Consider the following 24581-nt stretch of genomic DNA (forward strand, 5'->3'; position numbering starts at 1 on the left):
CGAATCCGGTATTTCCGGATATGAGGGCCATTCTCTAGCATCCCCTCACACCTGCACAACCCGAGACAAAGGAAGACCACGAATGGCGCAAGAAACGGCTCCGGCCGCTGCCGCCGCATCCACCAACCTCGTCGTGAGCCGCCTGCTGCAGCGCCTGCCGGTGGCTGCGTTGGGTATCCGCTGCTCGCGCACGCCGGACATCGCGCGCATCGCCAGGGCCAGTGGCCACCACGCGATCTGGGTGGACCTGGAGCACAGCAGCATTTCCATCGATGCGGCAGTGCAGATCTGCGCCGCCGCATTCGACATCGGCCTCATGCCTTTCGTGCGCGTACCCGAGCGCGAATACGGCGTGATCGGCCGGCTGCTCGATGGCGGCGCGGGCGGCATCATCGCGCCGCGCATCGAGACCGTGGCCCAGGCCGAAGACCTCGTCGCGGCCTGCCGCTTTCCGCCGCTGGGCCACCGCTCGGCCATCGGCACGCTGCCCCACGTGGGCTATCGCAAGATGGCCGCGCCGGACTTCAACACAGCCATGAACCAGGCCACGGCGCTGAAGGTGCTGATCGAAAGCCCGCTCGGCATCGAGAACATCGAAGGCATCGCCGCCGTGCCTGGCATCGACATCGTCGGCATCGGCACGAACGACCTCAGCGCCGAGCTGGGCGTGGCCGGCGACTTCAGGCATCCGCGCGTGCGCGCCGCACATGACGCCGCGCTGGCCGCCTGCCTGCGCGTGGGCAAGCCGCTCGCCATCGGCGGCATCGCCGATGCGGGCTACGCGGCCGAACTGATGCACCGCGGCGCCGCGCCGTTCCTCATGACCGGCATCGACACCGACCTCCTGCTGGCCGTCGCGCAAGAGCGCGTGCGGCTGGCGTTTGCTTCCCTCGAAAACACCGAACCGAAATGACCTCTCCAGAGATCCTCACGTCCAAACCCATGCGCGCAGCCGATACGCTGGCGCGCCCCACCTTCGCCGTGCCCGCGGGCGCCTGCGATGCCCATGTGCACGTGTTCGAAAGCGAAGACCGCTACCCGCACGTGGACCATCCGCACTACACCTTGCCCGACGGCCCGCTCACCAAGCTCGACGCCATGTGCGACTCGCTGGGCCTGGCCCGCTACGTGATCGTGCAGCCCAGCTTCTATGGCACCGACAACCGCTGCATGCTCGATGCGCTCGACCGTGCCGGCGAGCGCGCGCGCGGCGTGGCGATGGTCGAAGAAACCATCACCGAGGCCGCACTGCAGGCCATGCACCGCCGCGGCGTGCGCGCGCTGCGGCTTGACCTGTTCCTGCGCTCGGGCCTGCCGACCGCCGAGCTGGTGCAGTACATCCAGCGCTGCGTGCGCGCGACGAAGGCGCTCGGCTGGCACCTGCAGTTCTACACACCGGGCTGGGTGGTTCGCGACTTGATCCCCTACTTGGGGGACATCGAGGCCGACTTCGTCATCGACCACATGGGCTACATGCTCGAAAGCGATGGCCTCACGCGACAGGACTTCGACCGGCTGCTGAAGGTGCTGGCCGACGGGCGCGGCTGGATGAAGCTTTCCGGCCCCTACCGCGTGGCCAAGGACGGCAACTACGAAAAGCTGCGCCCGCTCGCGCATGCCATCGTCGAAGCGCTGCCCCGGCGCACGATCTGGGGCAGCGACTGGCCGCACATTCCCGAAGGCGGGCGCGACACCGGCGAGCTGTTGAACCTGCTCGCGCATTGGGTGCCCGACGTGCAGGCGCGCCAGCGCATCCTCGTGGACAACCCCGCGCGGCTGTTCGGCTTCGGGCCGGTTTCGCAGTAAGGTGCGCATGCACGACACACGGGACACCCCCATGCAGAGCATCCAGGACCTCGACACTTCCGGGGCGCGCGCCACGGAGACCTTCGTTCACGGCGGTACGCGCTACCTCGTGATTCCCCAACTGGCCGTCGACGTGCCGGGCCAGCCCGCGATGATCACGGTCGGCGACAGCGATGTCGACGCACTCGTCTACCGCTGGCAGGGCCAGGGCTTCGTGCCCCATGCGCGCCTGCCCGTGCCGGGCGGCGAAGACGCCGAGTTCTTCGAGATCGACGGCCGTGCCTTCCTGGCCACCGCGAGCCTGAAATCCGGCACGGGCCCCTACGAGCTGAATGTGCACTCGACGATCTTCGAGCTGAAGGACGGCGCGTTCACCGAGTTCCAGCGCGTGCCCACGTTCGCGGCCAAGCAGTGGAAGCACTTCGCCATCGGCGAACGGCATTTTCTTGCGCTCGCACAAGGCGTGACGATGGAGGGCAGCGCGCCTCGCCATCCCTCGAAGTCGGCGATCTACGAATGGAACGGCGAGCGCTTCGCCGAATTCCAGCAAGTCGAATCGGCCTGGGGCTACAACTTCGCGTTCTTCGAGGTCGGCGGGCAATGCTTCCTGGCGTACGCCGACCACGTGGCGCCTTCGCGCATCCTGCGATGGAACGGCCAGCGCTTCGAAGACTTCCAGCTGCTCGACGGCAAGACCGGCCGCGCGTTCCAGTTCTTCGAGGCCGAAGGCCACGCATGGCTCGCCTTCGCCTGCCTGCACGACAACACCGTGCTGCTGCGATGGGACGGCAGCCGCTTCGTTGCGCACCAGACGCTCAGCGGCCCCGGCGGCCGCGAGTTCGCGTGGCATGAAGACGCGAACGGCGGCGAGCTGATCCAGGTCAACTTCCTGCTTGGCAGCCGCGAGGCACCCATCACCGCGCTGACCTCGGTCGGCTATCGCTTCATCAATGGCCGGCTGATGCCGCAGCGTGAGTTCCCGACCTTCGGCGGCACCGATGCCTGCGTCTTCGACGAAGGTGGGCAGCGCTACCTCGTGGTGGCCAACAGCCTTGGCGCCGACATCCGCTTTCGCACACCCAGCAAGGTGTATCGCCTCGAAGGGGCCACAGGAGCCAGGCCATGACGAATCCGAATTTCCAGAGCCCCGAGTTCATCCGCCTGTTCGAGACCTACACCGCGAGCGCCGACAGCATCGGCGTGAAGCTGGCGCGTGCCACGGCCGAGGCCGCACCCGATGGGCCATTGATCGTTGCGACCGCGGCGGACTTCATCCTCTTTCCCGGCCGCGGCCGTCCACCCGAGGTCGAGGGCTACCGGCTCACGACGCGTGGCTTCAAGGAGCTGGCGGCCGTGTCGCACTTCGGGCCTGCGCTGGCCTCGCTGGTGCGGCTGCGCGAGATCGATCCGCAAGGCTCGTTGTGGCGCACCGAGGCCGAACGCCTGCTGGCCAGCACCGTGGCCGCGCGCGAGGCCAACAGCGTGGCCCTGTGGCGCGACGAGATTGCAGTGCCGGCCTATCGCGGCCGCGAAGTGGCCATCGCGAACATGGTGCACTACGCCTGCGAACTGACCGAGCGCTGCATCCATCGCGCGCTCGCCGCGCCTCACACCTTCACCGCCGACGACTTGCGCACGCACTGCCTCGAAGCCACGGGCAGCGAAGCCGGCGCCACCGTGCCGATGAACAAGGTGATGATCGCGACTTTCTTCCTCGTGGGGCTGGACACCGGGCACCGCGTCATCGGCTGGTTCGACCGGCACGACATCGACTGGGCCAATGCCATGGTGCTGATCGTCGGCAGGCAAGGCCGACCGACGGCGGGCGTGACCTGGAGCACCAACGCGGTCTGCTCGATGATCCTGGCCGCGTCGCGCCATGCGCTTCCGCTGGAGCGCGTGTACATCGCGCCGCATGCGCAGGCGCCGACCTTCACCTATCCCGTCGAGACGGAGGCGGTGGCGGCCCACGAGATGCCGATGCGCAAGCTGTGGTGGTCCACGCGTGCGATGAGCGACCTGGGGCCGATGATGTACGAGGGCTATCCGCGCTTCGCCCCTGGGCGCGGCAGCCGGCCCGTGCTGCAGCCCGACACCACCGAGGTCAGCGAGATGCCCGCGATCGGCGGCCCGGAAGACTGGCGCGCCTTCAACACCCGCATGCGCGTGATCCTGGAAGACCCGCGCCAGTTGCTGGCGGGTTGCGTGACCGACTATGCGGCCGACCAGCTGCAGGCCAATGGCAACGATCCGCGCAAGGCCGTCGTGCCCGGCCTCGACGGCACCGACTACCCCGCGTACTTTTCCTGATATTTCTTTCGAAGGCCGGGTGCGCAAGGCACCCGGCCTTGCCGGGCTCTGCCGAGGGCCCCGGCCTCAGAAGTTGTGCGAGATGCCAAGCTGGAAGCCGCGCGAATTCCCTCCCGGCTGCGGCTCCTTCAGCGCATCGCTCACTATGTAGGCGGCATTGCCCCGGTTGCGGATCTTCGACCAGGTGGTGTAGAGCGCCGTGCGCTTGCTGAGCCAGTGGACGTAGCCGATGGCCAGTTGGGTCGCGTCATCGGCGTCCACGCCCGGCCCCGAGCGATTCGAGCGCGCGACCGACGCCTTGATCACCCCCGCGCCCACTGGCACGCTGGCGCCCAGCATCACGTTGGTCTGCTTGTCCTGCGGGGCCTTCTGCATCAGGTAGTTCGCATACAGCTTGACGAGGCCGAAGTCGTAGCTGCCCCCGAGGCTCGCGGTGCGGTAGTGATGGTGGTCTTCGAGGGGCGTCTGCCCGTAGCTGGCCGCGATGTCCAGCGGGCCCGATGCATAGCCCAGCCGCGCGCCGTAGTACTTCGTTCCTTTCTGGCCTTCTGGCATCGAGACCATGAACTGCCCGTAGATGCCGCCCAGGTTGCGCGGCAGGAAGTAGCCGACCGAGTTGTTGGCCCGCACCAGCGTCTTGGCGCCACCGAGCCCGAAGGGCCAGCCCTCGACGATGTTGCTGGAGCCGCCGACGCCCACGGTGCCGAAGGGAGAGAACTGCGAGATGTTCCAGAAGCTGGGCGTGTAGTCGCGGCCCAGCCGAAGCTCGCCGAAGCTGTTGTGCGAGAGGCTCAGGGTGGAGCGCCGTTGCCAGCCGACCCCTTGGTACTGGCCGGTGTCGGGCAAGGTCGCCGACTCGAGCCAGAAGCTCGCGGCCAGGCCGCCGCCGAGGTCTTCGGTGCCGCGAAACCCCAGGCGGCTCGGGAAGATGTTGCCGCCCTGGTCCATGGACGTGACCGAGCGGTTGCCGGACTTCGCGGATGTGATGTTGAGGTCGACCGTGCCGAAGATCGACACGGTGGACTGCGCGAGCGCATGGCCGTTCAGGCCGATGCAGCCCGCGGCGATCAAGAGGGTGGGGCGGATCATGGTTCTTGTCTCCTGGTTGTAGAAATGAAAAATGACGTGCACCGCCCCGCACCCCATGCGCTCTGCAGGGGCGGGTGTGCGTGACGGCAAGGGGTGGCGAAGGGCGCGCAAGCGTGCGAAGGCGCGCGGCGCTCTCAGGCAGCAGCAGACATGCAGTGGTGGCGGGCGCGCGGCCCGCCGTCAGTCAAGGCGCAAGCCCTTGGCCTTGATGAGCCGGCCCATGGTCTGGGCCTCGCGTTCGATGATGGCGCGGGTGTCGGCGGTGTTCGTCGACATCGGCTCCAGCCCGGCATCGGCGATCTGCCGCGTCATCTCGGGCGAGCGCGTGGCCGTGGTGATCGCGCGGTTCAACTGCTCGACGATGGCATCGGGCGTGCGCGCGGGCACCCAGAAGCCGAGCCAGGTCGACACCTCGAAGCCGGGATAGCGCTCGGCAACGGTCGGCACGTCGGGCAACGCGGTGCTGCGCTGGCTGCCCGTGTACGCCAGGGCCTTCACCCGGCCGGCCTTGATGTTCGGCAGCGCCGAGATCGGGGGCTCGAAGCCCAGCATCACCTGGCCGCCGATCACGTCGGGCATGGCGCCCTGCTTGTAGGGCACGTGCAGCATCTCGACCGACGCGGCTTCCTGCAGCAGCTCGAAACCCAGGTGCGAGGTGCTGCCGGAGCCATAGGACGCGAAGCTCACGTGGCCCGGCCGGCGCTTGGCCAGCGCGATCAGTTCGTCGGTGTTGCGCGCCGGCACCGCGTTGTTCGCCACGATGAACGAGCCGCCCTTGAGCGCCTGCGTCACCGGCACCAGGTCTTCCTTCGGGTTGTAGGGAAGCCGGGAGAGAAGAAACGGCGTCATCGTGAACGGATTGCTCGTCGAGAACAGCACGGTGTAGCCGTCGGGCGTGGCCTTGGCCACGGCATCGGTGCCGATGGTGGCCAGCGCGCCCGGCCTGTTCTCCACGATCACGGGCACCTTCAGCAGGCGAGAGAGCTGCTCCGCGTAGCTGCGCGCGAAGATGTCGGAGCCGACGCCGGCGGGCGTGGGCGTCACGATCTTGATGGTTCGCTGGGGCCAGGGCGCGCTCTGTGCGAACGCGGTGCCCATGGTGCAGTGCAGGCCCGCCGCCCACACCAGCACCAGCGTGGTGATCCTCTTCATATGTCTCGTCTCCTGATAGTTGTGGGCGCATCCTAGGGAGACAAAGCCATATCTGGAAATACTCATTCGAGATGCTTTTTTATACCTTCCTCGTATTGAACGAAGGCTTTCTGCATCTGGATGAATGCCCATGTGACGGCAGAACCGGCAGGTTCGGCGGGCGTACCGGCGTGGCGTCGTGGCCGTGCAGGGGCTTCTTTTCGCCTACGCCTTGCGTGCTTTCGCGGGCTTGACGTCGAGTCCCGAGATGCCGTTCACGAAGAGCTGGGTGACGATGGGCACCATCTGCTCGTAGGTGAAACGCCCCTCGGGCCGGAACCAGGTGAACATCCAGTTGAGCATGCCGAAGAGGAACATCGTCAGCAGCTTGTGAAGCTGCGAGTCGTGCAGGTCGGGCCGCGTGGCGGCGATGGCATCGGCGAACACCTGCACCACCGTGCGTTCCTTGTCGAGCACGCGCGCCTGCGCATCCGGTGCGAGGAAGCGCACGTCTTCGGTGAGCACGCGGTGCTCGCTCTGCGCCTCCGCGTACTCGAGCATGAACGCTTCGATCAGCTCTGGCAGCCGCTGTTCGGGTGCCAGGTCCAGGGCCTCCACGCCCGTCACGATGTCGACCAGCCGCGAGACATGGCCGTCGGCGATGTGAAGCAGCACCTCGGCCTTGTCCTTGAAGTGGTGGTACAGGCCGGGCTTGGACAGATGGCTGGCTTCGGCGATCTCGTTCATCGACGTTGCCGCATAGCCCCTGCGGGCAAACAGCTCGGCGGCGGCCTTGGCGATCAGGCTGCGCTGGTCGCCCGCGCGGGAAGAGGGGGATTCAACAGTCATAGGTCGGGATGATGGGCCCTGCGCGAAGCGGCGCGGTCACCGATCTTAGGGGTTAGTCCCGATCCGCCGCCGCTTGCCCGCGTTCGCTCACCTGCGTTAGTCTCGCCCTGCTTTTGAACCGACCGGTCGGTCGGTTTGCCGGATCATCCAGGCGATGAAGCAATCAAGCGCGATCCGCCGGATGTCCGGCGCACAACTCAAACATTGGAGACAACCATGCGCGACGACAAGTGTGTTCCCCGAGCCTTGCTGCCACAGGGCTTGCTGCTGGCCCTGGGCCTGGCCCTGCACGGCTGTGGAGGTGGCGGCAATGGGGCGGGCGGCCTTCTTCCGATTCCTGCGCCTGCGCCCGCACCGGCCCCCGCGCCTGCGCCAACGCCCCCTGCGCCTCCACCGGCAGGGCCCACGGCCGAGCAGCTCAAGAACACCTGCAACACGCTCAAGGGCCAGGTCATCGAGGGCGTGACGGTCACGCAGGCCACGCGCTTCGAGGCCAAGGCGCCGATCTACACCTCGGGCTTCTGCCAGGTGCTCGGCACGCGCGCACCTTTCCTCGACATCGAGATCGACGTGCCGGACAACTGGACAGGGCGCTACTGGCAGCAGGGCGGCGGTGGATTCGACGGACGCATCGCCTCGGTGGTGATGACCGATGCGGGCGGCGCCGTGACGGCGGTCAGCCCGGTGCTGGCGCTCAAGGGCGCGGTGTATGCCGCATCGAACGGCGGCAACCGCGCGAACGTGCCCGCACAGGCCGCACCCGCCGTGTGGGCGAACGGAACCGACGATGGCCGCCAGTCGGCCACCGACTATGCCTACGCGGCAGTGGGCACCACGCTGCGTTTCGGGAAGGCGGTCGCCAAGGCCTTCTTCGGCACGACGCCGAATCACAGCTACTTCAACGGCTGTTCCAACGGTGGCCGCAACGCCTACATCGCCGCGCAGCGCTGGCCGCAGGAGTTCGACGGCATCGTCGCGGGATGCGAGACCATGGACATGGCCGGCCAGACCAGCGCCTGGCTCCGCGCGGCCTCGCTCACGGGAACGCCCGCCGCATTGAGCCCGGCGCAGACCGGCGCGGCCTATGCGGCGGCGCTGTCCGCATGCGATGCGCTCGACGGGGCCACCGACAACCTCATCGGCAATCCGCAGGCTTGCACCTTCGATCCGGCGGTGTTGCAGTGCGGCGTGGCCGGTGCCAGCACCGACCCATCGATCTGCCTGAGCGCGGCGCAGGTTGGAACGCTGAAGTCGTTCCTGTCGGAGCTCAAGCTCTCGAACGGCAGCACCGTGCTCTCGGGCTATTCGTGGAGCAACGGGCTCGGCCTCGGATGGGGCGGGCTCGGTGGAGGCTTCGCGCTGCTCGCAAGCGGCGACCCGGCATGGCTCACGCCCGCCAAACAGGCGGGCTTCCAGCTGGACACCGACTACTACATGCTCGGCACGGGCCTGTCGCGCATCGGTGCCGACCATGACAAGGCGGCCATTGCCAGCTTCGTGGCATCGGGCCGGAAGCTCATCTCGTGGCACGACGGCAGCGATGCGCTGCTGTCGCCGAACGACCACTACCGCAACTGGACGACCATGACCGGCATCGCCAAATCGATGGGGCTGGCCGACCCGAACAGCGCCACGCGCTTCTTCATCGTGCCCGGTGGCGGACATGGCGCCGGCGGCAGCTTGCAGGAAGTCGATTGGGCGTCAGCCATCATGGGATGGGTCGAGAACGGCAACGCGCCCACACAGATGAACTACACGATCCTCGGGAGCAGCCCGGCCCGCAACATGCCCGTCTGCCAGTACCCCAAGTACCCCAAGTACAACGGGGCGGGCGATGTGAACGCGGCGTCGAGCTACACCTGCACGTGACCTGGCGCGCGAGCCCGATGGATTGATAGATAGATCGATCGATGGATCGGGCTCTGCAGGCGGAAGGCGGGGCGGCCGTGCAGAAATCCGCTGGCGGCGAGACAATGGCCGCGCCTTCGCCCGACCGGCGGGCCGGGGCAGCAAAACCAGAACCCTCCGCGCATGTCATCCCCGCCCGCCACTCCGGCCACCTCGGCCTCCTCGTCTGCTTCCTCGCCTCCGTTCTCTTTGTGGCGCATCGCGGTGCCGGCCTTCGGCCCGTCGTTGCTGTTCGGACTGGGCGAGGGCGCCATCCTGCCCATCGTGCCGCTGACAGCGCGCGACCTGGGGGCATCGGTGTCGATGGCGGCGTTGGTGGTGGCGCTGATCGGCATCGGCTCGCTGCTCAACAACATCCCGGCCTCGCTGATCACGATCCGCTGGGGCGAGCGCTGGGCCATCGTGGTTGCGGGCTTGTGGAGCGGCCTTGGCATGGCCCTGTGCGTGTGGACATCGCACTTCAGCCTGTTCGCCGTCGGGTGCTTCATGGTGGGCATGTCGCAGGCCGTCTACAACCTTGCACGCCAGAGCTACATGACCGAGGCGGTGCCCATCGAATACCGAGCGCGCGCGTTGTCGACGCTCGGCGGCGTCATGCGCATCGGCATGTTCATCGGGCCGTTTCTCGCGGCCGGCGCGGTGCACGCGTTCGGGCTGTCGGCGGCCTACGTGATCGGTATCGTCGCGGTGGTGGGGGCGGCAGTCATGGGGGCGCGCATTCCCGACCTGGTGGCACCGCCCGTTCCGCATGGGCAAGCGGCACCCGCCTCGACCACCATCGTCTCGACGCTGCGGGATCACCGCCGCGTGTTCCTCACGCTCGGCATCGGCGTGGTGCTGGTCAGTGCGGTGCGGGCGTCGCGCCAGGCCGTGATTCCGCTGTGGGCCGACCACCTCGCGCTCGCGCCCTCGGTGGCCTCGTTGATCTACGGCATGGCCGGCGGCATCGACATGCTGGTGTTCTATCCGGCCGGCAAGGTGATGGACCAGAAGGGGCGGCGCTGGGTGGCCGTGCCATCGATGCTGATCATGGGGCTGGCGATGCTGCTGATGCCGCTGACCACCGGCACGCTCACGCTGCTGTTCACCGCACTGGCCATCGGCTTCGGCAACGGCATCGGCTCGGGAATGATCATGACCCTCGGCGCTGATCACTCGCCGCGCCACGGGCGCGCGCACTTCCTCGGCGTGTGGCGGCTGATGTCCGACATCGGCTCTTCGTGCGGGCCGGCGCTGCTGTCCTTCCTGGCGGCCAGCCTGTCGCTGGCTTCCGGCATTGCGGTGACCGGGCTGATTGCCTTTGCGGCGGCGGGAACCCTGGCGTACTGGATTCCACGGCATGGCGGTGCCGGCGGTCGAGCGGCGTCAAGAGCGGCAAGGTAGCGCACGCATCCCGAGGCGGGCTTCGACCCACGGCGCTTGTCGCTCAATCCTCCAGGGCGGGTTGGGCGCCGATGCCTATCGACGCCTACCTGGCAAGAATCCAGGCGGCGATCTGCGGGACCACCTCGCGGTCGAGCCCGTTGAAGCCGTGATACGCCATGGCCTCGCAAGCGTCGCCCCTGCTTTCCCCGCCCTTGATGCTCAACAGTTCTTTCTTCGGCGCGTTGTCGAGCTTCTCCATGAGCACGGGCACGCTGGCAAACGGGCAGAGCCGGCACCCGTCCTGCTCGTGGTGCACGACGAGAACGGGCACCCGGATCTTTGCAAGCGGCATCGCCGGGACGGGCCGGCCGGCGGTGTCCACGAGGATGGTCGAGGTCAGGACGATGCCGTCCGGGCCTTCGGGGCCGGTCAACTCGGTGGCGACGTACGCCACCGATTGCGTACCGCGGCTGGTGCCCACGAGCCACACGGGAATCCTGGATTGCTCGCGCATCCACGCAATGACCGCCTTCAGGTCGGCCGCATGTGCCGGGGTCTGGCGAAATCCGCTGAGGTAGGGCGGGCTCTGCCGATCGGAGGGGGCATCGACCACGGCAACCATGAGCCCCTGGTCCGCAAACAACTGCCGCGTGCGAACGAGGAAGTTGCCGGCGCCCCAGTTGAACGAGCCATTGGGAAAGATCTGCAGCCCTCCGTGCCCGCCCGCGAGCAGGATCACCGCGGCCTTGGGGGCCGACGGGGACAGCACGAGCATTCGCTGCGTGACTCCGGGACGCGTGAGAATGTCCACCACCTTCTGCGTGGTCTGCGCGTGGGCCTGCGAGACCCATGCGATCAGCGCGATCAGGAAGCCCGCGATCCAATGTCTGGCAATGCTGCGCATCGACGATCTCCTGCGTGGAAGTGCTTTCAGGCCACGGTCATCGGCGGTTCGCTCCGCCGGGTTGCCGAGCGTGCCATAGCTCGCTGCGCATTCGCAAGCGCGGGCCACGACAGCCTTCATGGCGATGCGGCCGCGAGCGAATTTCAACGCATGTCGCGCGCCTGCGGTGGCCTCGTTTTCATGCGATATGCTGCGCGGCGCAATGCAAATTCTCGAGCTTGGAGTGAATCGATGGAAGAAGTGAAGATCCTGCAAATCATGCCCGCCGAAGGGTGGGTCGCTGTCTACGACGGCGGCGAGGACGGAGAGATGGAAGAACCCCTGGCCTGCTTCGCGCTGGTCCAGGTCGACTACAAGAACGGCGATGGTCCGCAGACGGAAGTCCGCGGCATGGCACCCGACGAAAAGCTCATGGCCTTCGTGGAAGACGCGACGAATTTCGTGACGGTTCGCCGCGCCGAAGAAGACGCGGACGACGAAGAGTCGGACACCGACACGGACGACTGAGCGTCTTGTCGGGGCCCGCACCGCACGGTGCATGCCGGGCGTTGTGCGGGTCGATGACAGATGAAGCGAAAGCCCTCCAGCCCAGGCTGGAGGGCTTTTTCTTTTGGGGCTTCCTTCCGCCAGCGAGATGAAGGTGCGAGCTGCTCCGGCGTTACCGCGTCACACCGGCAAGCGCCTGCTCCTGCGAAAGCAGGAAGTCGATGAAGACGCGCACGCGGCGCGGCATCGAGCGCCCGGCGGGGTAGACCAGCGAGGCGAGCTTGGGGGCGGGCTCGCAGGCCTGCAGCAGTCTTTCGAGGCGCCCGCCGGCCAGGTGCTCCGCCACCACGAACAGCGGCAGGTGGGCGACTCCGAGGCCTGCAACGGCCATCGCCGTGAGGTGGTGCATGTCGTCCGACCGGACATCGGCGCGGACGTCGAGCTGTCGCGGGCCTTCGGGCAACTGGAAGTTCCAGGGTTCCTCGCGGCCGTCGGGCCGGGTGTAGGCGATGCAGCGATGGGCCAGGAGGTCCTCGGGCCGCAACGGCCGTCGCGGCGTCGTTCCTGCGGCCTTGAGATAACCCGGTGCCGCCACCGTCACGAACTGGCCTTGCCCCAGCGGCTTGGCCACGAGGCTTGAATCGGGCAACGCGCCCACGGCAATTGCCAGGTCCAGTCCGAGATCGAACACGTCGGACAGCCGCGTCGTCGATACGATCTCCACTCGCAGCTTCGGGTGCCGTGCAAGCAGCGCGGGCAGCAGGGGTGCGATGAGGAACGTGCCGAAAAGAGAGGGCACGCCGATACGCACCGTGCCCGCCACGGCGCGCGAGCCGGCACCTGCTTCTTCGGCAGCTTCGGCCAGCAGGCTGAAGGCGCGTGCGCAGCGCTCGTGGAAGGCCATGCCTTCTTCCGTCAGGTGCAGAGCCCGCGTCGTGCGCACCAGCAGCCGCACGCCCAGGTCCGCTTCAAGGCGGCCGATGGCCTTGCTCACTGCCGATGGCGTCATCGCGTGCAATGCAGCAGCAGCCGTGAAGCTGCCGGCATCGGCGACGGTCACGAAGACGCGCGCGTCCGCTTCCGAGATCGGCAACTCGTGAGTCCGGCTCAGCAATCTTGTGCCTTCAACCTGCTTTTTCATTCGGCTCCTCGCGCTCACCATCCGTGGCAACCACATCGCATGTGGCCGGATACATCACCACATCCATTGAAACCAACCCCTCTGGCAGGAGCCGATCATGAAACTCTTCTACAGCCCCGGTGCTTCTTCATTGTCTTCTCACATCGCGCTGCGCGAGGCCGGCCTTGCGGCGGAACTGGTCCGGGTCAACCTGGAGACCAAGACGTTGCCGGCCAGCGGGCAAAGCTATCTGGCGATCCATCCGATGGGCAAGGTGCCCGCGCTGATGCTGGACGATGGCGCGGTGCTCACCGAAGGCCTGGCCGTGCTGGCGTACCTTGCCGACCTGGCGCCGGCTTCGCAGCTGGCACCGGCTGCCGGCACCATCGAACGCTACCGCCTGCTGGAAGCATTGAGCTTCGTGGCGACCGAACTGCACAAGGGCTTTGCGCCGATGTTCGATGCCGAGGTGCCGGCCAGCTTCAAGCAGCGCCTGCTGCGGGACGCACGGGCTTTCGAGCGTGTGGATGCGCTGGTGCGGCCAGGGCCGTACGTTCTTGGCGCGCACTTCACGGTGGCCGATGCGTACCTTTATCCGATCCTTCGCCTGGGGTCCCATGCGGGCCTCGATTTCTCGCGCTGGCCGGCCATCGAGGCGTACATGACGCGGGTGTCGCGGCGGCCCGCGGTGCGTGCGGCAGTTCACGCCGAAGGCCTGATAGAGGGCTGATCGGGGGCTGATAGAGAGGTGTTTGACGGTCGATTGATGGCTTGTTGCGTGGGGCCTCTCCAGAGTCGAATAAACTCCGCCCCGCTTGCAGCTTGCATTCGTTGCTGCGCCGCCATAGGCAACATGGCGAATTAAACCTATTAGGAACTCAGTTGAACCGCATCGAACTCGTCGAAAAAATCGTCACCGCCCACAACGTCAGCAAGGCTGAAGCCGCGCGCATCCTCGAGACTGTGACCAGCTCGATCGTCGCCGCAGTGAAGAAGGGTGACCCCGTCCAGATCGTCGGCTTCGGCACCTTCAAGCAAGTGGCACGCGCCGCACGCTCGGGCTTCAATCCCAGCGCCGGCACGAAGATCAAGATCGCCGCACAAAAGGTGCCGAAGTTCGTGCCGGGCGCTGCCTTCAAGGCCGCCGTGGACCCGAAGGCTGCCAAGCGCAAGGCCGACAAGGTTGTCGCCGCCAAGCCGGCTGCCAAGGCCGCAGCAAAGCCTGCAGCGAAGAAGGCTGCCGCGCCCGCCAAGAAGGCCGTGGCCGCAAAGAAGAAGTAATGCATGGCGGCCGTTGGCCGCCGATGCAAAGAAAAGGCCCCTCGCGAGGGGCCTTTTTTGTTGTGTGCCGTGGGCTTTTTTTCAATCGGGCTGGATCACGCCCTCGTCCAGAAAGCGCTGGTACTCGGCCACGGGAATGGCCGTGGTCTGCATGGTGCCGCTGTCGCCCCAGCTCAGCACGGCGCTGTCCGGTGCCAGCTGGACTTCGATCGGGCCTTCGGGAATGCGGATGAGAGGGCCGTCGCCGGCCCGGTATTCGACTACGCCGGTGACTTTCGCGTTTGCTGGCATGGGTTCGCTCCTCGTCGGGTGATGGATGGGCTGACACCGAGCCTACCGCGTCGTTGTGACGGGCGAGTCATCGCGCTGCGGCGATCCGTGTAGGCCGCCCGGCCGTTTTGGCGCCGCCGCCGCTTTCGCTCAGGCCGTGGCCAGCCATCGCATCGGTTGCGGCCTTCCGTAGACCAGGCTGCGCCACAGCCATTCGGCCGGCCCGAACCTGAAGCGCGCGAGCCACCAGCAGCTGAACACCGCCTGCAGCGCGAAGATCGCGATGCTGCAGGCCGCGACGCCCACCAGCCCGAGCTTCGGACCGATGCCCAGGCCGATGCCATAGAACAGGCCCAGCCCGAACAGCGTCTGCGCGAGGTAGTTGGTCAGCGCCATCCGCCCCATCGGCGCGAGCTTGCGCAGCCAGTGCCGCCACGCGGCCCGCTGGAACAGCAGCACGAAGGCCGCCATGTAGAACACGCCCTGTGCAAGCGGCGCGATGTGGCGCAGCAGGCGCACGACGGTCTTGCCCGCATCGCCGCTCTGCAGCCATCCGGCCACGATGCCCGCGGCGTGGTGGTCCCGCAGGAGCAGCAGCACCGTCGCGACGAGGCTCGTGGCCAGGCTCGCATACAGCAGGTGGCGCCAGAAGTGCCGGTACTCGACCGACCTTTGCAGCACGCCGGCGCGGCCGATGGCCATGCCGATGAGCAGCCGGCCGAAGACGAAGAGCGGCAGCCACCACACGGCGATGCGCATGCGTGCGTCGCGCGCGAAGTTGCCATCGAGCACGGTGGACCATTGGTCGCTGCCGAAAGCCGCCAGCGCCGCCGCCGCAGACTGGGCCGTGCTGGCCTGTGGTGGCAGCAAGGCCGGCAACACCGGCTGCAGCAGCACGGGCATGGCCACCGCCACGAACACGCCGAGCAGGGCCAGCATGCGCGGCGACAGGCGGGTGAACGCCAGCAGCGCCAGGCCGAACACCGCGTAGTAGCGAAGGATGTCGCCCCACCAGAACAACCACGCGTGCACGAGGCCGATGGCCAGCAGGATCAGCATGCGGCGCACATAACGGTGCACGTGGTCCGCCTTGTCCGTCGGGCGATTCATCTGCATGGCGAAGCCGACGCCGAACAGCAGCGAGAACAGCGTGATCGAACGGGCATCGACCAGGAGCTCCATCGCCATGTCGACGACACGGTCCCAGGCCGCAGTGGGCAGGGCGGCGCGAGCGGCGGGCGTGAGGAACTCGAAGAGCGAGAAGCTGCGCAGGTTGACCATCAGCACGCCGAACAGCGCAAAGCCGCGCAGTGCGTCGAGCAGTTCAAGGCGGCGAACGCCTGAGGCCGGCGATGCGTGGGTGCAAACGGGGAGCGCGCCGGAGCGCATCGATGGGCCGCCGGCGGTCGGGTAGCGCGGCAGGCTTGCGGGATCGGATGTCATCGGGGACACGTGAAGGCTGCGGTTGCTGGGTTGCGGGTGCCCGTATCGGAGCGCCCGCGCCAGCCGCGATGCTATGAATCAGCATTGCATGAACATTGCGCTTCGCGTATCGGCGGCGTGAGCCGTATCGGCCGCCGCCGCAACCACCAGAAGGCTCCGGGTGGCTGCGGCAGAGGAGGTCTTCTCAGACCGTCAGGCCCTGCTCCACGTCCAGTGTCTTGCGGCGGGCCAGTGCGAGGTTCGACTTGGCCTTGTCGAGCACGAGGTACACGAACAGGCCCTCCTTCTTCAGCATCGGGCGGATGATGTGGTACTGCTTGCCGAGCGTGATGAGGATGTCTTCGATGACATCGTTCAGGCCCAGGTCGCGCATGGTCCTGAGCTTGGCGCGGACCACTTCGGTGTTGCCGGCGGCGGCCACTTCGAGATCGACGCCCGAGCCGATCTGGCCCAGGATCATGCCGCTGCTGGAGTCGACCAGCGCCGCGCACAGGGCGCCGTCGCAGGTCATCAGGTCGTCCATGGATTGCTTGATATTTGCCATCGGAATCTTTCCTAGTCCCTCGCCCCTGAAAGTCGGCAGCCACCCGGGCGAAGAAATGGGCGGCGGCCGGTGTCGAAACGGTGTGTCGCGCTGTCGCTGCCCCTAGGCGTGCTGCAGCGACAGCGTCGCCTGCTTCGCGAAGTAGAGGACCTGGCCGATGATGGCCTCGCGGCCCGCGACCACGCTCACGATCAGCGTCACGTCGGGGTGGCGGGCCTGCAGCATCAGGATGTGGCCGTGCGTGGCCTCGATGGTCACGTTGTCGCAATCGCCGAGCTGGCTTTCCTCGCCCGCGACGGCGCCCAGCGCGGCCAGCGAACTGGCGATGGCGGACAGGCGCGCGACCTGCGCCGTGTTCTCGACACGGGCCGCCAGCTCGAGGCCGTCCTCGGTCGAAATGACGACGGCTTTCACGCCCTTGATCTCGCGCATCAACGTGTCGATGGCGGATTCGGCGGCGAGCTTGATTCTTGGAGTTATGTTCATGGCTGCTCGGAAATGAGGAAGAAGAGGGATCAGGTTTCGAGTTGCAGCAGCAGCAGCTCCAGCAACTGCACGACCTGGGGCGGGTCCGTGACGTTCGCGGGCAGGACCGGGCAGAGCACGCCCCTGGCTTCCATGCGCCGGGCGTAGGCATCGACACCCGGTTGCGGATGCGCTTCCATGCGGCCCACCGCCACCACGCAGGCGGTCTGCGCGATCAGGTCCGCGAAGCCGTCGAGGTAGACGTCGAGGTCGGCCAGCGGATCGGGCCGGCTGTTGTCCACGAGGATCACCACGCCGAGCGCGCCGCGTCCCAGGATGCGCCACATGAAATCGAAGCGCATCTGGCCGGGCGTGCCGTACAGGCGCAGCTTCTCGCCGTTGTCGAGCGTGAGTTCGCCGTAGTCGAGCCCGACGGTGGTGGTGGCCTTGGCCACCGAGGTGTCGCTGTTGCGCACGTCGGTGCTGACCGGCGGTATCTCGCTCACGGCCGCGATCGCGGTGGTCTTGCCGGCGCCCATGGTGCCGGTGAAGAGGATCTTGTGTTCGATGGTCATCTGGAGCCTGTCGGCAGCAGGCCCAGCCGGTTCCGTATGCGGGCCAGCAGCCCGGGTTGCACGGGTTCGCGCGCCGGGCCGGCGGGGCGGCTGTCGGTTGCAGCGGCGTCGGGGGTGGGCAAGGGGGCTTCGGCCGGCCGCGTGTTTTCAAGGAGGTCGGCGCGCCGAAGGTCGATCAGAAAATCCAGACAGTCCTGCTGCGCAAGGCCCGAGCGTTGCTGGAGCAGCGCAAGGGTGGTGGGCCGGCCGGTCATCAGCGTGGCCAGCCGGATGCGGACAGGCACTTCGAGCAGGGCGGCCGGCGGCCAGCGCAGCAGGCGAAACTCTTCGTCGGGCCCGATGTGCCGGTCGGGCGATGCCAGCCCCAGCCCCCGCGCGTGAACGACCATCGCGCCCAGTTGGTTGAGCGTGTGCTCGAGCACGTCGGCATGCAGCGGCAGGGCCAGGAAGTGGCCGCCACGCTGCGGATCGACATGGCCGACGGCCAGCACCGGGACCGCCTTGGCGGGGGCTTCGTCCGTCGCCGTGGCCGTGGCGGGTTCACCGACCACCCGCAGGTCGGCCGCGCCGGCCTTCCATGCCCAGTGCTGGTGGGTCCGGTGGTCGAGCAATCGCACGAGGGACCTGAACAGAAGCTCCTCCCGGGGCGGCAACCCCTCGACGCTGAAGCTCAGCAAGGCGCGTTGGCCTTTGGTCGCGGGGTTGGCTGCTGTGGTCATGACCGGCCTGTGCGGCGAACGGGAGCAGACGGGTGCGGGCGGGTGGTTGGTCCCTCTGGAACCAGAAGCACCAACTTGGGGCGTGTATGCCGGTTTGCTTTCAACCTGAGGCTCTCTGTGTGTGATTTCGAAGATGGAACGCGCATGGCGTGGGTCGAAACGAGAACTAAAGATTGATCAAGAGGTGTGACGCCAAAAATATAACACCTGTTTCAAATAAAAACACTAGATTACAGACAGAAGGTTTTGCCCCATTTCGGGCGGGGCTGGCCGCGCGCCGGTCGGGCGTTCAAAGAAGGCGTGACTTCGCGTAGGCCGACGCCCCCAGTCGGATTTGCCGCCGTTTTGCGGAATTAGCATGGGTCGGTGCTGCCTCGAAAGGCAGTGATTTCTTCGTCGATCCATGTTCTTTGGAAAGGATTTCGCCATGAACACCATGAACCTCCGCACGCTGGCGCTTTCGTCCGCCGTCGCGATCGCCAGCATCGCTTTTGTCGGCTGCACCACCACGCGGCCACAGGATCAGGCGAGCAGCACGTCCTCGCGCGCATCCATCGATGCGCAGGTCAATGCGTCGTTGTCCAGGCTGTACGACTCGGTGCCCGGATCGCGGGAGCTGGTCGCCAAGTCGAGCGGCGTGCTGGTGTTTCCCGCCGTGGTGGGCGCCAGCATGGGCGTGGGTGCCGAATATGGCCGCGGCGCGTTGCGCGTGAACGGCCGCACGCAGTCGTACTACAGCACGACCGCGGGCTCGATCGGCTTCCAGGCCGGTGCGCAATCGAAGGCGGTGATCTACCTCTTCACCACGCAGGCCGCGCTGGACAAGTTCCGCAACAGCAAGGGCTGGACGGCCGGTGCCGATGCGACCGTGGCCCTTGCGACCATCGGTGCCAACGGCAACATCGACACCAACACGATCCGCCAGCCGGTGGTGGGCTTCGTGATGACCAACGTGGGCCTGGAGGCTGGCGTCTCGCTGTCGGGCGCGAAGATCACCGAGATCCAGCTGTAAGCCGCCTGCCCGCGCAGGCGGGGGCTTTCTTCTTTTTCTTAATGGCCGAGTTGCGCGCGCAGCTCGGCCACTTCCTTGCGAAGGGCTTCGTTCTCGGCCGTGAGTGCGGCCACGCGCTGCACCAGCAACTGGGTGGCGTCGGGCGTGTCTTGCGATTCGCCCGAATCGGATTCGGCCGATTCTTCGCGCGGCTTTTTCTTCGATTCGCGCACGCGCTTGGCGGCCTGCTTGAGTTCGTCCTTGCCCGCGTTCGCGGCGAAGACCTGCTCTTCGGCCGGCAGGGTTGCAACCGCTGCGGCCGTGTTGATGGAGATGACGCCCGACTTCACGGCCGCCACCAGTTCAGGCGCGGCCTGCTTCTGGATCTTCTCGATCATCCCGACCTGGTTGCTGCTCAGGCGCGCGGCCTTGGCAATGGCTTCGCGGCTGTTCATCGGTGCCTGGGGCGGCATCGCGGGAGCATCGGCAGGTGCTTCGGCGGCGGGTGTGTCGACATCGAACGGCGCATCGGAGGACGAGGCCGGTGCGGCCATGGCGCGGGCACGCTGCTCGTCGACGATGTCCTTCTTTCGCAGTGCGAGAACGCCGCGCAGGAAATCCGAAATGCTGCGCCGGCCCAGGTGCTGGTCGATCATCCAGAGGTGCACGTCGTCGATGCTCTTGAAGCGCGTGTTCTGCACCGTCTGGAAGGGCAGGCCGTGCTTCTGGCAGATGCCGTAGCGGTTGTGCCCGTCTACCAGCACGTCGCCCCACAGCACCAGTGCGTCGCGGCAACCTTCGGCAAGGATGCTGCGTTCGAGTGCTTCGTGTTCCTCCGGAGTCAGTGGATCGATATAGGCTTTGAGTTCTTCGTTGACGACGATGTTCATGGGGAGCGGATCGGAGAGAGGGGCGGAATTTTAGTTGGGCGCGCTGGTGCGCCTTGCGTGGAGCTCGAGTGGCTTCTCCCACTGCAGTGGTGCGGCTTCGCGGCACACGATGCGCGTGGCGGCCGGGTTTTCCGGCGCGGCGCAGAGGGCCACGAAATGCTCTTGTGTCGGCTGCAGTTGCCAGAAGTGCCAGGGCCGCGCGGTGTTATCGCGCGTGCCCGAATCCGCGAGTGCGAATTCGATGCCGCCGTGGTCGTCCAGCGTGAAGCTGAAGCTGTCCAGCGGTATCTGCAGGCCCATGCCGCGTGCCTTGATGTAGCTTTCTTTCAGCGTCCACAAGTCAAAGAAGCGCGCTGTCTGGAGAGCTGCGGACAGGGCGCGCAAGGCTTCTGCTTCGACGGGCGAAAAGAAGTGGTCGGCAACGTCGAGCGCCGCATTGCGCTCGATGTTTTCGACATCGACGCCCAGCTCGATGTTTCGCGCAAGGGCCAGCACGATGAGCCCATCGGTGTGGCTCAGGTTGAAGTCGAGGCCATGGGTTTCTTCGATGGTGGGCGCCTCGATGCGAGGGCGCCCGAAAGGGCCTGTGGCAAAGCGCCAGGCGTGCGGCTGCACCGGCGCATAACGCGACAACACCGAACGCACCAGAGCCCGCGTCAGCAGGTAGCGGTACCGGTCGCTCGCGAAGTGGAAACGGTTTTGCTTCGACAACTCTTCCGGCGTCAGCAACGCGCGGCAGGCCGCATCTTGCGTGGCATCGCCGGACTTGCCGTGAAAGCAGAACCAGAGGTGGATGTCGCCCGCAGGCAGTGAAATGAGAGGGGCGGCGCTTGGCATGAAGGAGCCGCAGCGCATGGCCGCGATCGCAATGTGGAGCGGATGATGACACGGCGCGAAGTGGTCTATCATCGCGGTCCCCCACACACGCGATGCCGGATTCCGCATTTCCAGCGGAACGCCAGATCCCGTGATTCGCCATGCCGAATTCATCCGGGGGCCTCACATCATTCGTTTGAAAACTGACTCGGAAGGGTCATCAAGATGACTCGAAATCCGCATATAAATAGAAATGATTCTTATTTAGATTTGTCCATCAAAAGTAGTAAATCGGATTCGCGGCCCGTGCCGGCTCGCTCACAGGAGAAGAGGTGTTGAACATGCCATCGCATTTGCCCGAGCCGTCGCTCGGGGAGGTATTCATCGCCAATCGCGCGCAACTCTGGCGCGTTGCCCGAAAGATCGTCAATACGGCGGACCTGGCCGACGACGTCGTGCAGGACGCCTACCTGAAGATCGTCGACGGCCCCTGCGTGCGGCACGCCGACCGACCCATCGGCTATTGCTGCCAGGTGGTGCGCAACATGGCGCTGGACTACTGCCGTCGTCATCGCGTCGAAGCCAGCTATCGAACCTTCGATGTGGACGTCGAACTGCTCGACGTGCCCGCCGCCGCCACGCCCGACCGCATGATGTGCGAGCGCCAGGTCATCAGCGCGATCGACAAGGTTCTCTCCGGGCTCGCCCCGAGAACGCGGCTGGTCTTCGAGCTCTATCGCCTCGAAGGCCTGACGCAACGCGAGATCGCCGCGCGGCTGGGCTGCGCACTGGGTCTCGTGAACGGCCTGATCGCAGAGGCCGCCACGGCCATCAAGTCGTGCGGCCACCTGCTGCTCGAAAGCGACGCCCGCTAGTCCCGCGGGGAAGATCGCGCAAAAAGAAGCCTCGCCGATTTGCCGCGAGAATGCGCGCTGCAAGGGCAGGCGTCGCTACAGACCCGGCCCGCATCGACAACGCGAGCAGCTTCACGAATGAAACAGGACAAGGACGATCCCGTCTGGGACGCCGCATGGCAATGGGTGCAGCGCGAACACGACGCCGACAGCTTCGATGAAAGCGCGCGCGCCGAGATGACCGCCTGGCTCCTGGCGCAGCCCGCGCACCGCCGTGCCTACGACAGGGCCGCCCAACTGTGGTTGCTCGCGGGCTTCGTTCCGCCGACCAACCATTTTGGCGATGGCGATGGCGATGGCGATAGTGACGACGCGCCCGACACCGCCCCCCACACAACCCCTCGCACCGGCAACTAAGCCCGCCTCCCTCGCTCCCCTCGCGAACGCGCCGCCAGCCGTCGCGCACGACCACCCCGCGCCCCTCCTGCGTCAGCGCAGGCCGATCCCGGCCGCGCCATCTGCACGCGTCTCCTTTCCACACCCCACGACCCCTCCCGAAATGAACAGATTCGCCCGCGAAGCGTCCTGTTTGCAGGAGCGCCGCGATTCCGCCTGACACCGGTCCGGTCATCGGGCGCTTCCTTTTGTTCAATCACTTAAGGATGCACCGATGTCGACGAGTTGTTTTGACCGCGAAGACGAGACCTTCATCGTTCTGGTCAATCACGAAGACCAGTACTCCATCTGGCCGCACTGGAAGGCCGTCCCGGCCGGATGGACCGCGGTCGATGGCATCAAGGGCGACAAGAAGACCGTGCTCGCGCACGTCGAAGGCGCCTGGACCGACATGCGCCCCCGCTCGCTGCGCGACTGGATGCGCGAGCAGGAACAGCAGGCCGGGAGCGCAGCCGCCTGATGTCGCTCACGCCGCAGACGCTCTCGCTGCTGTGCCTGCCATGCGCGGGCGCAAGCGCCACCATGTACCTGCGCTGGCGCCGCTTCCTGCCGCAGTGGGTGCGGATCGTGCCCGTCGAACTGCCCGGGCGCGGTGCGCGCACGGGCGAGGCCTTCGCCGACAACTACGACGCACTCGTTGCGCAGTTGTGCGACGAGCAGGCCGAGGCGATGCAGGGCGGCGACTTCGCGCTCTTCGGCCACAGCATGGGCGCGCTGCTGGCGCACGGCATGGCCAGCCGGCTGCACGACGCGGGCCGTACGTTGCCGCGCGCACTGCTGGTCTCGGCATGCGCCGCGCCTTCGCAGCGCGACCCTGAGCGCTTCGAAGGCAAGGACGACGACGCCTCGCTCACCGCCGACCTGCGCAAGCAGGGTGGCACGCCCGAAGACGTGTTCGCCAGCGCCGAACTCATGCGCATCACCCTCGATGTCCTGGGCGCCGACTACCGCATCTGCCGCAGCTTCGCGCACGACGCAGCCACCGGCAGCGTGCCGTTGCCGATGCCGGTCCATGCCTTCGCCGGGCGCCATGACGACATCGATATCCAGCGCATCGAGGCATGGTCAAGCGAGACCGCCGGCACCTTCACGCTCGATGCCTTCGATGGCGGCCACTTTTTCATCCGCCAGCACGAGGCCGCGTTCCTCGAGGCGCTCGTGCGGCGCCTCGGCCCGCTCATCGCGCAAGAAAAAGCCCATGCACCCCACGCCCTTGCCTGAGCGCGCCGCGCACGCCAGGTGCCCGAATTTTGAAGCGACGGCGCACTCGGCGCCGTGCGCAAAGGAGTCGACGACATGAATGAAATGCTCACGCGCTTCGAGCGCAAGGCGCCGGCCGGGTCCGATCTTCCCGTGTTGATGACGCCCAGCGAGTCCGGCGAAAACCTGCTCTCGGCCGTGGAGCGCCTGCGTCCGCTGATCGAGCAGTCGCTGCTCGTGACCGGTGGCGTGCTGCTGCGCGGTTTCTCGGTGCCCGGCGTCGAAACCTTCCAGCAGTTCGCCTCGTCGTTCGGCCATCCGCTGCTGAAGTACGAGTTTGCTTCCACGCCGCGTTCCGCGGTCTCTGCTTCCACCGGCGCGGGCGTCTACACATCGACCGAATATCCGGCGCACCAGAGCATTCCGCTGCACAACGAGCAGGCCTACACGCGCGAGTGGCCGATGAAGATCTGGTTCCACTGCATCACCGCCTCGCCCGAGGGCGGCGAAACACCCATCGCCGACAGCCGCGCGGTCTACCGGCGCATCCCGGCGCGCATCCGCGAGCTCTTCGAGCCGGGCATTCTCTACGTGCGCAATTTCGGCGAGATGGACGTGCCCTGGCAGAAGGTCTTCAACACCGAGAGCCGCGCCGAGGTCGAAGCCTTCTGCACCCGCACCGGCATCACCTGGGAGTGGAAGGACGACGACGGCCTGCGCACGCGCCAGCTGTGCCAGGCCATCGAGACGCACCCGGTCACCGGCGAGCTGGTCTGGTTCAACCAGGCCCACCTGTTTCACATCTCGGCGCGCGAAGCCGAAGAGCGCGAAGTGCTCGAAGAGCTCTACGGCATCGAGAACGTGCCGCGCAACACCTTCTTTGCCGACGGCTCGACCATCAGCGACGCGATCTTCGCCGAGGTGCGCGAGGCACTCGATGCCGAGACTGTGTCCTTCCTCTGGGAAGAGGGCGACGTGCTCATGCTCGACAACATGCTCGTGGCCCACGCGCGATCGCCGTTCAAGGGCCCGCGCAAGGTGATCGTCGCCATGGCCGAGCCGCACGGCAACCTCGACCGCAGTTTCTGAGCCAGGCACCGGAGTCCACG

At 66.7% G+C, this 24581-nt stretch carries 28 protein-coding genes; 15 read left to right on the forward strand and 13 right to left on the reverse strand.

All coding sequences use genetic code 11. The annotated features are described in order from the left end of the window. The first annotated feature begins 82 nt into the window (after positions 1-82). From BLQ28_RS10330 to BLQ28_RS10345, 4 genes are read left to right on the forward strand one after another with little or no spacing between them, the layout of a single operon-like run. Positions 83-913, forward strand: a complete 831-nt coding sequence (locus BLQ28_RS10330) for an HpcH/HpaI aldolase family protein (RefSeq protein ID WP_176801061.1) — start codon at positions 83-85, stop codon at positions 911-913. Next, positions 910-1806, forward strand: coding sequence for an amidohydrolase family protein (locus tag BLQ28_RS10335; RefSeq protein ID WP_218121917.1), 897 nt, complete (start codon positions 910-912; stop codon positions 1804-1806). Before BLQ28_RS10330 ends, BLQ28_RS10335 begins: the two co-directional genes overlap by 4 nt. A gap of 31 nt (positions 1807-1837) precedes the next feature. Further along, on the forward strand, positions 1838-2932 hold the full coding sequence (locus BLQ28_RS10340) for a hypothetical protein (protein ID WP_218121918.1): 1095 nt from the start codon (positions 1838-1840) through the stop codon (positions 2930-2932). Then, the gene (locus BLQ28_RS10345) at positions 2929-4116 is read left to right on the forward strand and encodes a DUF5624 domain-containing protein (RefSeq protein ID WP_093238837.1); all 1188 of its coding nucleotides are present in this window, start codon (positions 2929-2931) and stop codon (positions 4114-4116) included. The genes BLQ28_RS10340 and BLQ28_RS10345 overlap by 4 nt, the downstream gene beginning before the upstream one ends. A 66-nt stretch (positions 4117-4182) precedes the next feature. Here BLQ28_RS10345 and BLQ28_RS10350 read toward each other — a convergent pair whose 3' ends face one another. From BLQ28_RS10350 to BLQ28_RS10360, 3 genes are all read right to left on the reverse strand, one after another. Beyond that, the gene (locus BLQ28_RS10350) at positions 4183-5205 is read right to left on the reverse strand and encodes a porin (RefSeq protein ID WP_093238839.1); all 1023 of its coding nucleotides are present in this window, start codon (positions 5203-5205) and stop codon (positions 4183-4185) included. 180 nt (positions 5206-5385) lie between these two features. Then, on the reverse strand, positions 5386-6357 hold the full coding sequence (locus BLQ28_RS10355) for a Bug family tripartite tricarboxylate transporter substrate binding protein (RefSeq protein ID WP_176801062.1): 972 nt from the start codon (positions 6355-6357) through the stop codon (positions 5386-5388). 204 nt (positions 6358-6561) lie between these two features. Further along, a complete protein-coding gene (locus tag BLQ28_RS10360; RefSeq protein ID WP_093238842.1) occupies positions 6562-7185 on the reverse strand; it encodes a TetR/AcrR family transcriptional regulator in 624 nt (207 codons plus the stop codon). Between the two features lie 216 nt (positions 7186-7401). On the opposite strand from BLQ28_RS10360, the gene BLQ28_RS10365 reads away from it, so the two are divergent. Then, a complete protein-coding gene (locus tag BLQ28_RS10365) occupies positions 7402-9054 on the forward strand; it encodes a tannase/feruloyl esterase family alpha/beta hydrolase (protein WP_093238843.1) in 1653 nt (550 codons plus the stop codon). 162 nt (positions 9055-9216) lie between these two features. Continuing rightward, entirely contained in the window at positions 9217-10476 is a 1260-nt protein-coding gene (locus BLQ28_RS10370) for an MFS transporter (RefSeq protein ID WP_093238845.1), read from the forward strand. 85 nt (positions 10477-10561) lie between these two features. On the opposite strand, the gene BLQ28_RS10375 is transcribed toward BLQ28_RS10370, so the two are convergent. Continuing rightward, positions 10562-11362 (reverse strand): alpha/beta hydrolase, encoded by an 801-nt coding sequence (locus tag BLQ28_RS10375; RefSeq protein WP_093238846.1) that lies wholly within the window; start codon positions 11360-11362, stop codon positions 10562-10564. A 231-nt stretch (positions 11363-11593) separates the two neighbouring features. On the opposite strand from BLQ28_RS10375, the gene BLQ28_RS10380 reads away from it, so the two are divergent. Further along, positions 11594-11869, forward strand: a complete 276-nt coding sequence (locus BLQ28_RS10380; RefSeq protein WP_093238848.1) for a hypothetical protein — start codon at positions 11594-11596, stop codon at positions 11867-11869. A 151-nt stretch (positions 11870-12020) separates the two neighbouring features. Here the strand turns inward: BLQ28_RS10380 and BLQ28_RS10385 are convergent, their stop codons facing one another. Continuing rightward, positions 12021-12989: a LysR family transcriptional regulator gene (locus BLQ28_RS10385; RefSeq protein ID WP_176801063.1), complete on the reverse strand. Its 969-nt coding sequence runs from the start codon at positions 12987-12989 to the stop codon at positions 12021-12023. A gap of 97 nt (positions 12990-13086) precedes the next feature. Between BLQ28_RS10385 and gstA the strand changes: the two genes are divergently transcribed. Beyond that, positions 13087-13698, forward strand: coding sequence for a glutathione transferase GstA (gene gstA / locus BLQ28_RS10390; RefSeq protein ID WP_093238851.1), 612 nt, complete (start codon positions 13087-13089; stop codon positions 13696-13698). 152 nt (positions 13699-13850) lie between these two features. Then, positions 13851-14249: an HU family DNA-binding protein gene (locus tag BLQ28_RS10395; protein WP_093238853.1), complete on the forward strand. Its 399-nt coding sequence runs from the start codon at positions 13851-13853 to the stop codon at positions 14247-14249. Between the two features lie 81 nt (positions 14250-14330). Here the strand turns inward: BLQ28_RS10395 and BLQ28_RS10400 are convergent, their stop codons facing one another. From BLQ28_RS10400 to BLQ28_RS10425, 6 genes are all read right to left on the reverse strand, one after another. Beyond that, entirely contained in the window at positions 14331-14540 is a 210-nt protein-coding gene (locus tag BLQ28_RS10400; RefSeq protein WP_093238854.1) for a hypothetical protein, read from the reverse strand. 129 nt (positions 14541-14669) lie between these two features. Beyond that, positions 14670-15962, reverse strand: coding sequence for a DUF418 domain-containing protein (locus tag BLQ28_RS10405; protein WP_093238856.1), 1293 nt, complete (start codon positions 15960-15962; stop codon positions 14670-14672). Positions 15963-16146: 184 nt separating this feature from the next. Beyond that, positions 16147-16506: a hypothetical protein gene (locus BLQ28_RS10410; RefSeq protein WP_093238857.1), complete on the reverse strand. Its 360-nt coding sequence runs from the start codon at positions 16504-16506 to the stop codon at positions 16147-16149. Positions 16507-16608: 102 nt separating this feature from the next. Continuing rightward, positions 16609-16992: a roadblock/LC7 domain-containing protein gene (locus tag BLQ28_RS10415; protein WP_093238859.1), complete on the reverse strand. Its 384-nt coding sequence runs from the start codon at positions 16990-16992 to the stop codon at positions 16609-16611. A 29-nt stretch (positions 16993-17021) separates the two neighbouring features. After that, on the reverse strand, positions 17022-17546 hold the full coding sequence (locus BLQ28_RS10420) for a GTP-binding protein (protein WP_176801064.1): 525 nt from the start codon (positions 17544-17546) through the stop codon (positions 17022-17024). Then, entirely contained in the window at positions 17543-18265 is a 723-nt protein-coding gene (locus tag BLQ28_RS10425; RefSeq protein WP_093238860.1) for a hypothetical protein, read from the reverse strand. The genes BLQ28_RS10420 and BLQ28_RS10425 overlap by 4 nt, the downstream gene beginning before the upstream one ends. Positions 18266-18692: 427 nt before the next feature. Here BLQ28_RS10425 and BLQ28_RS10430 point away from each other — a divergent pair, with 427 nt between their 5' ends. After that, the gene (locus tag BLQ28_RS10430; RefSeq protein WP_093239446.1) at positions 18693-19277 is read left to right on the forward strand and encodes a BPSL1445 family SYLF domain-containing lipoprotein; all 585 of its coding nucleotides are present in this window, start codon (positions 18693-18695) and stop codon (positions 19275-19277) included. A 38-nt stretch (positions 19278-19315) separates the two neighbouring features. On the opposite strand, the gene BLQ28_RS10435 is transcribed toward BLQ28_RS10430, so the two are convergent. Together BLQ28_RS10435 and BLQ28_RS10440 are read right to left on the reverse strand one after the other, a co-directional pair. Continuing rightward, positions 19316-20146: a ParB N-terminal domain-containing protein gene (locus BLQ28_RS10435; RefSeq protein WP_093238862.1), complete on the reverse strand. Its 831-nt coding sequence runs from the start codon at positions 20144-20146 to the stop codon at positions 19316-19318. 30 nt (positions 20147-20176) lie between these two features. Beyond that, the gene (locus tag BLQ28_RS10440) at positions 20177-21136 is read right to left on the reverse strand and encodes a 4'-phosphopantetheinyl transferase family protein (protein ID WP_093238863.1); all 960 of its coding nucleotides are present in this window, start codon (positions 21134-21136) and stop codon (positions 20177-20179) included. Between the two features lie 167 nt (positions 21137-21303). Between BLQ28_RS10440 and BLQ28_RS10445 the strand changes: the two genes are divergently transcribed. From BLQ28_RS10445 to BLQ28_RS10465, 5 genes are all read left to right on the forward strand, one after another. After that, positions 21304-21837 (forward strand): sigma-70 family RNA polymerase sigma factor, encoded by a 534-nt coding sequence (locus BLQ28_RS10445; RefSeq protein ID WP_093239448.1) that lies wholly within the window; start codon positions 21304-21306, stop codon positions 21835-21837. Between the two features lie 117 nt (positions 21838-21954). Then, complete coding sequence (locus BLQ28_RS10450; protein WP_093238865.1) at positions 21955-22233, forward strand: FecR/PupR family sigma factor regulator; 279 nt, start codon at positions 21955-21957, stop codon at positions 22231-22233. A 253-nt stretch (positions 22234-22486) separates the two neighbouring features. Beyond that, positions 22487-22732: an MbtH family protein gene (locus BLQ28_RS10455; RefSeq protein ID WP_093238866.1), complete on the forward strand. Its 246-nt coding sequence runs from the start codon at positions 22487-22489 to the stop codon at positions 22730-22732. Further along, complete coding sequence (locus tag BLQ28_RS10460) at positions 22732-23493, forward strand: thioesterase II family protein (protein WP_093238867.1); 762 nt, start codon at positions 22732-22734, stop codon at positions 23491-23493. Before BLQ28_RS10455 ends, BLQ28_RS10460 begins: the two co-directional genes overlap by 1 nt. Positions 23494-23568: 75 nt before the next feature. Further along, positions 23569-24561 (forward strand): TauD/TfdA family dioxygenase, encoded by a 993-nt coding sequence (locus BLQ28_RS10465; protein ID WP_093238868.1) that lies wholly within the window; start codon positions 23569-23571, stop codon positions 24559-24561. Positions 24562-24581 lie beyond the last annotated feature (20 nt).

Origin of the sequence: Variovorax sp. EL159 (assembly GCF_900100965.1) — a bacterium.
GTDB lineage: Bacteria > Pseudomonadota > Gammaproteobacteria > Burkholderiales > Burkholderiaceae_C > Variovorax.

Coding starts and splice junctions, on each gene's coding strand:
- BLQ28_RS10330 (WP_176801061.1), top strand. CDS start 83: ATGGCGCAAGAAACGGCTCCGGCCGCTGCCGCCGCATCCACCAACCTC.
- BLQ28_RS10420 (WP_176801064.1), bottom strand. CDS start 17,546: ATGACCATCGAACACAAGATCCTCTTCACCGGCACCATGGGCGCCGGC.
- BLQ28_RS10385 (WP_176801063.1), bottom strand. CDS start 12,989: ATGAAAAAGCAGGTTGAAGGCACAAGATTGCTGAGCCGGACTCACGAG.
- BLQ28_RS10430 (WP_093239446.1), top strand. CDS start 18,693: ATGAACACCATGAACCTCCGCACGCTGGCGCTTTCGTCCGCCGTCGCG.
- BLQ28_RS10435 (WP_093238862.1), bottom strand. CDS start 20,146: ATGAACATCGTCGTCAACGAAGAACTCAAAGCCTATATCGATCCACTG.
- BLQ28_RS10460 (WP_093238867.1), top strand. CDS start 22,732: ATGTCGCTCACGCCGCAGACGCTCTCGCTGCTGTGCCTGCCATGCGCG.
- BLQ28_RS10400 (WP_093238854.1), bottom strand. CDS start 14,540: ATGCCAGCAAACGCGAAAGTCACCGGCGTAGTCGAATACCGGGCCGGC.
- BLQ28_RS10350 (WP_093238839.1), bottom strand. CDS start 5,205: ATGATCCGCCCCACCCTCTTGATCGCCGCGGGCTGCATCGGCCTGAAC.
- BLQ28_RS10415 (WP_093238859.1), bottom strand. CDS start 16,992: ATGAACATAACTCCAAGAATCAAGCTCGCCGCCGAATCCGCCATCGAC.
- BLQ28_RS10340 (WP_218121918.1), top strand. CDS start 1,838: ATGCAGAGCATCCAGGACCTCGACACTTCCGGGGCGCGCGCCACGGAG.
- BLQ28_RS10380 (WP_093238848.1), top strand. CDS start 11,594: ATGGAAGAAGTGAAGATCCTGCAAATCATGCCCGCCGAAGGGTGGGTC.
- BLQ28_RS10370 (WP_093238845.1), top strand. CDS start 9,217: ATGTCATCCCCGCCCGCCACTCCGGCCACCTCGGCCTCCTCGTCTGCT.
- BLQ28_RS10465 (WP_093238868.1), top strand. CDS start 23,569: ATGAATGAAATGCTCACGCGCTTCGAGCGCAAGGCGCCGGCCGGGTCC.
- BLQ28_RS10440 (WP_093238863.1), bottom strand. CDS start 21,136: ATGAATTCGGCATGGCGAATCACGGGATCTGGCGTTCCGCTGGAAATG.
- BLQ28_RS10445 (WP_093239448.1), top strand. CDS start 21,304: ATGCCATCGCATTTGCCCGAGCCGTCGCTCGGGGAGGTATTCATCGCC.
- BLQ28_RS10335 (WP_218121917.1), top strand. CDS start 910: ATGACCTCTCCAGAGATCCTCACGTCCAAACCCATGCGCGCAGCCGAT.
- BLQ28_RS10405 (WP_093238856.1), bottom strand. CDS start 15,962: ATGACATCCGATCCCGCAAGCCTGCCGCGCTACCCGACCGCCGGCGGC.
- BLQ28_RS10410 (WP_093238857.1), bottom strand. CDS start 16,506: ATGGCAAATATCAAGCAATCCATGGACGACCTGATGACCTGCGACGGC.
- BLQ28_RS10455 (WP_093238866.1), top strand. CDS start 22,487: ATGTCGACGAGTTGTTTTGACCGCGAAGACGAGACCTTCATCGTTCTG.
- BLQ28_RS10425 (WP_093238860.1), bottom strand. CDS start 18,265: ATGACCACAGCAGCCAACCCCGCGACCAAAGGCCAACGCGCCTTGCTG.
- BLQ28_RS10450 (WP_093238865.1), top strand. CDS start 21,955: ATGAAACAGGACAAGGACGATCCCGTCTGGGACGCCGCATGGCAATGG.
- BLQ28_RS10375 (WP_093238846.1), bottom strand. CDS start 11,362: ATGCGCAGCATTGCCAGACATTGGATCGCGGGCTTCCTGATCGCGCTG.
- BLQ28_RS10360 (WP_093238842.1), bottom strand. CDS start 7,185: ATGACTGTTGAATCCCCCTCTTCCCGCGCGGGCGACCAGCGCAGCCTG.
- gstA (WP_093238851.1), top strand. CDS start 13,087: ATGAAACTCTTCTACAGCCCCGGTGCTTCTTCATTGTCTTCTCACATC.
- BLQ28_RS10355 (WP_176801062.1), bottom strand. CDS start 6,357: ATGAAGAGGATCACCACGCTGGTGCTGGTGTGGGCGGCGGGCCTGCAC.
- BLQ28_RS10365 (WP_093238843.1), top strand. CDS start 7,402: ATGCGCGACGACAAGTGTGTTCCCCGAGCCTTGCTGCCACAGGGCTTG.
- BLQ28_RS10345 (WP_093238837.1), top strand. CDS start 2,929: ATGACGAATCCGAATTTCCAGAGCCCCGAGTTCATCCGCCTGTTCGAG.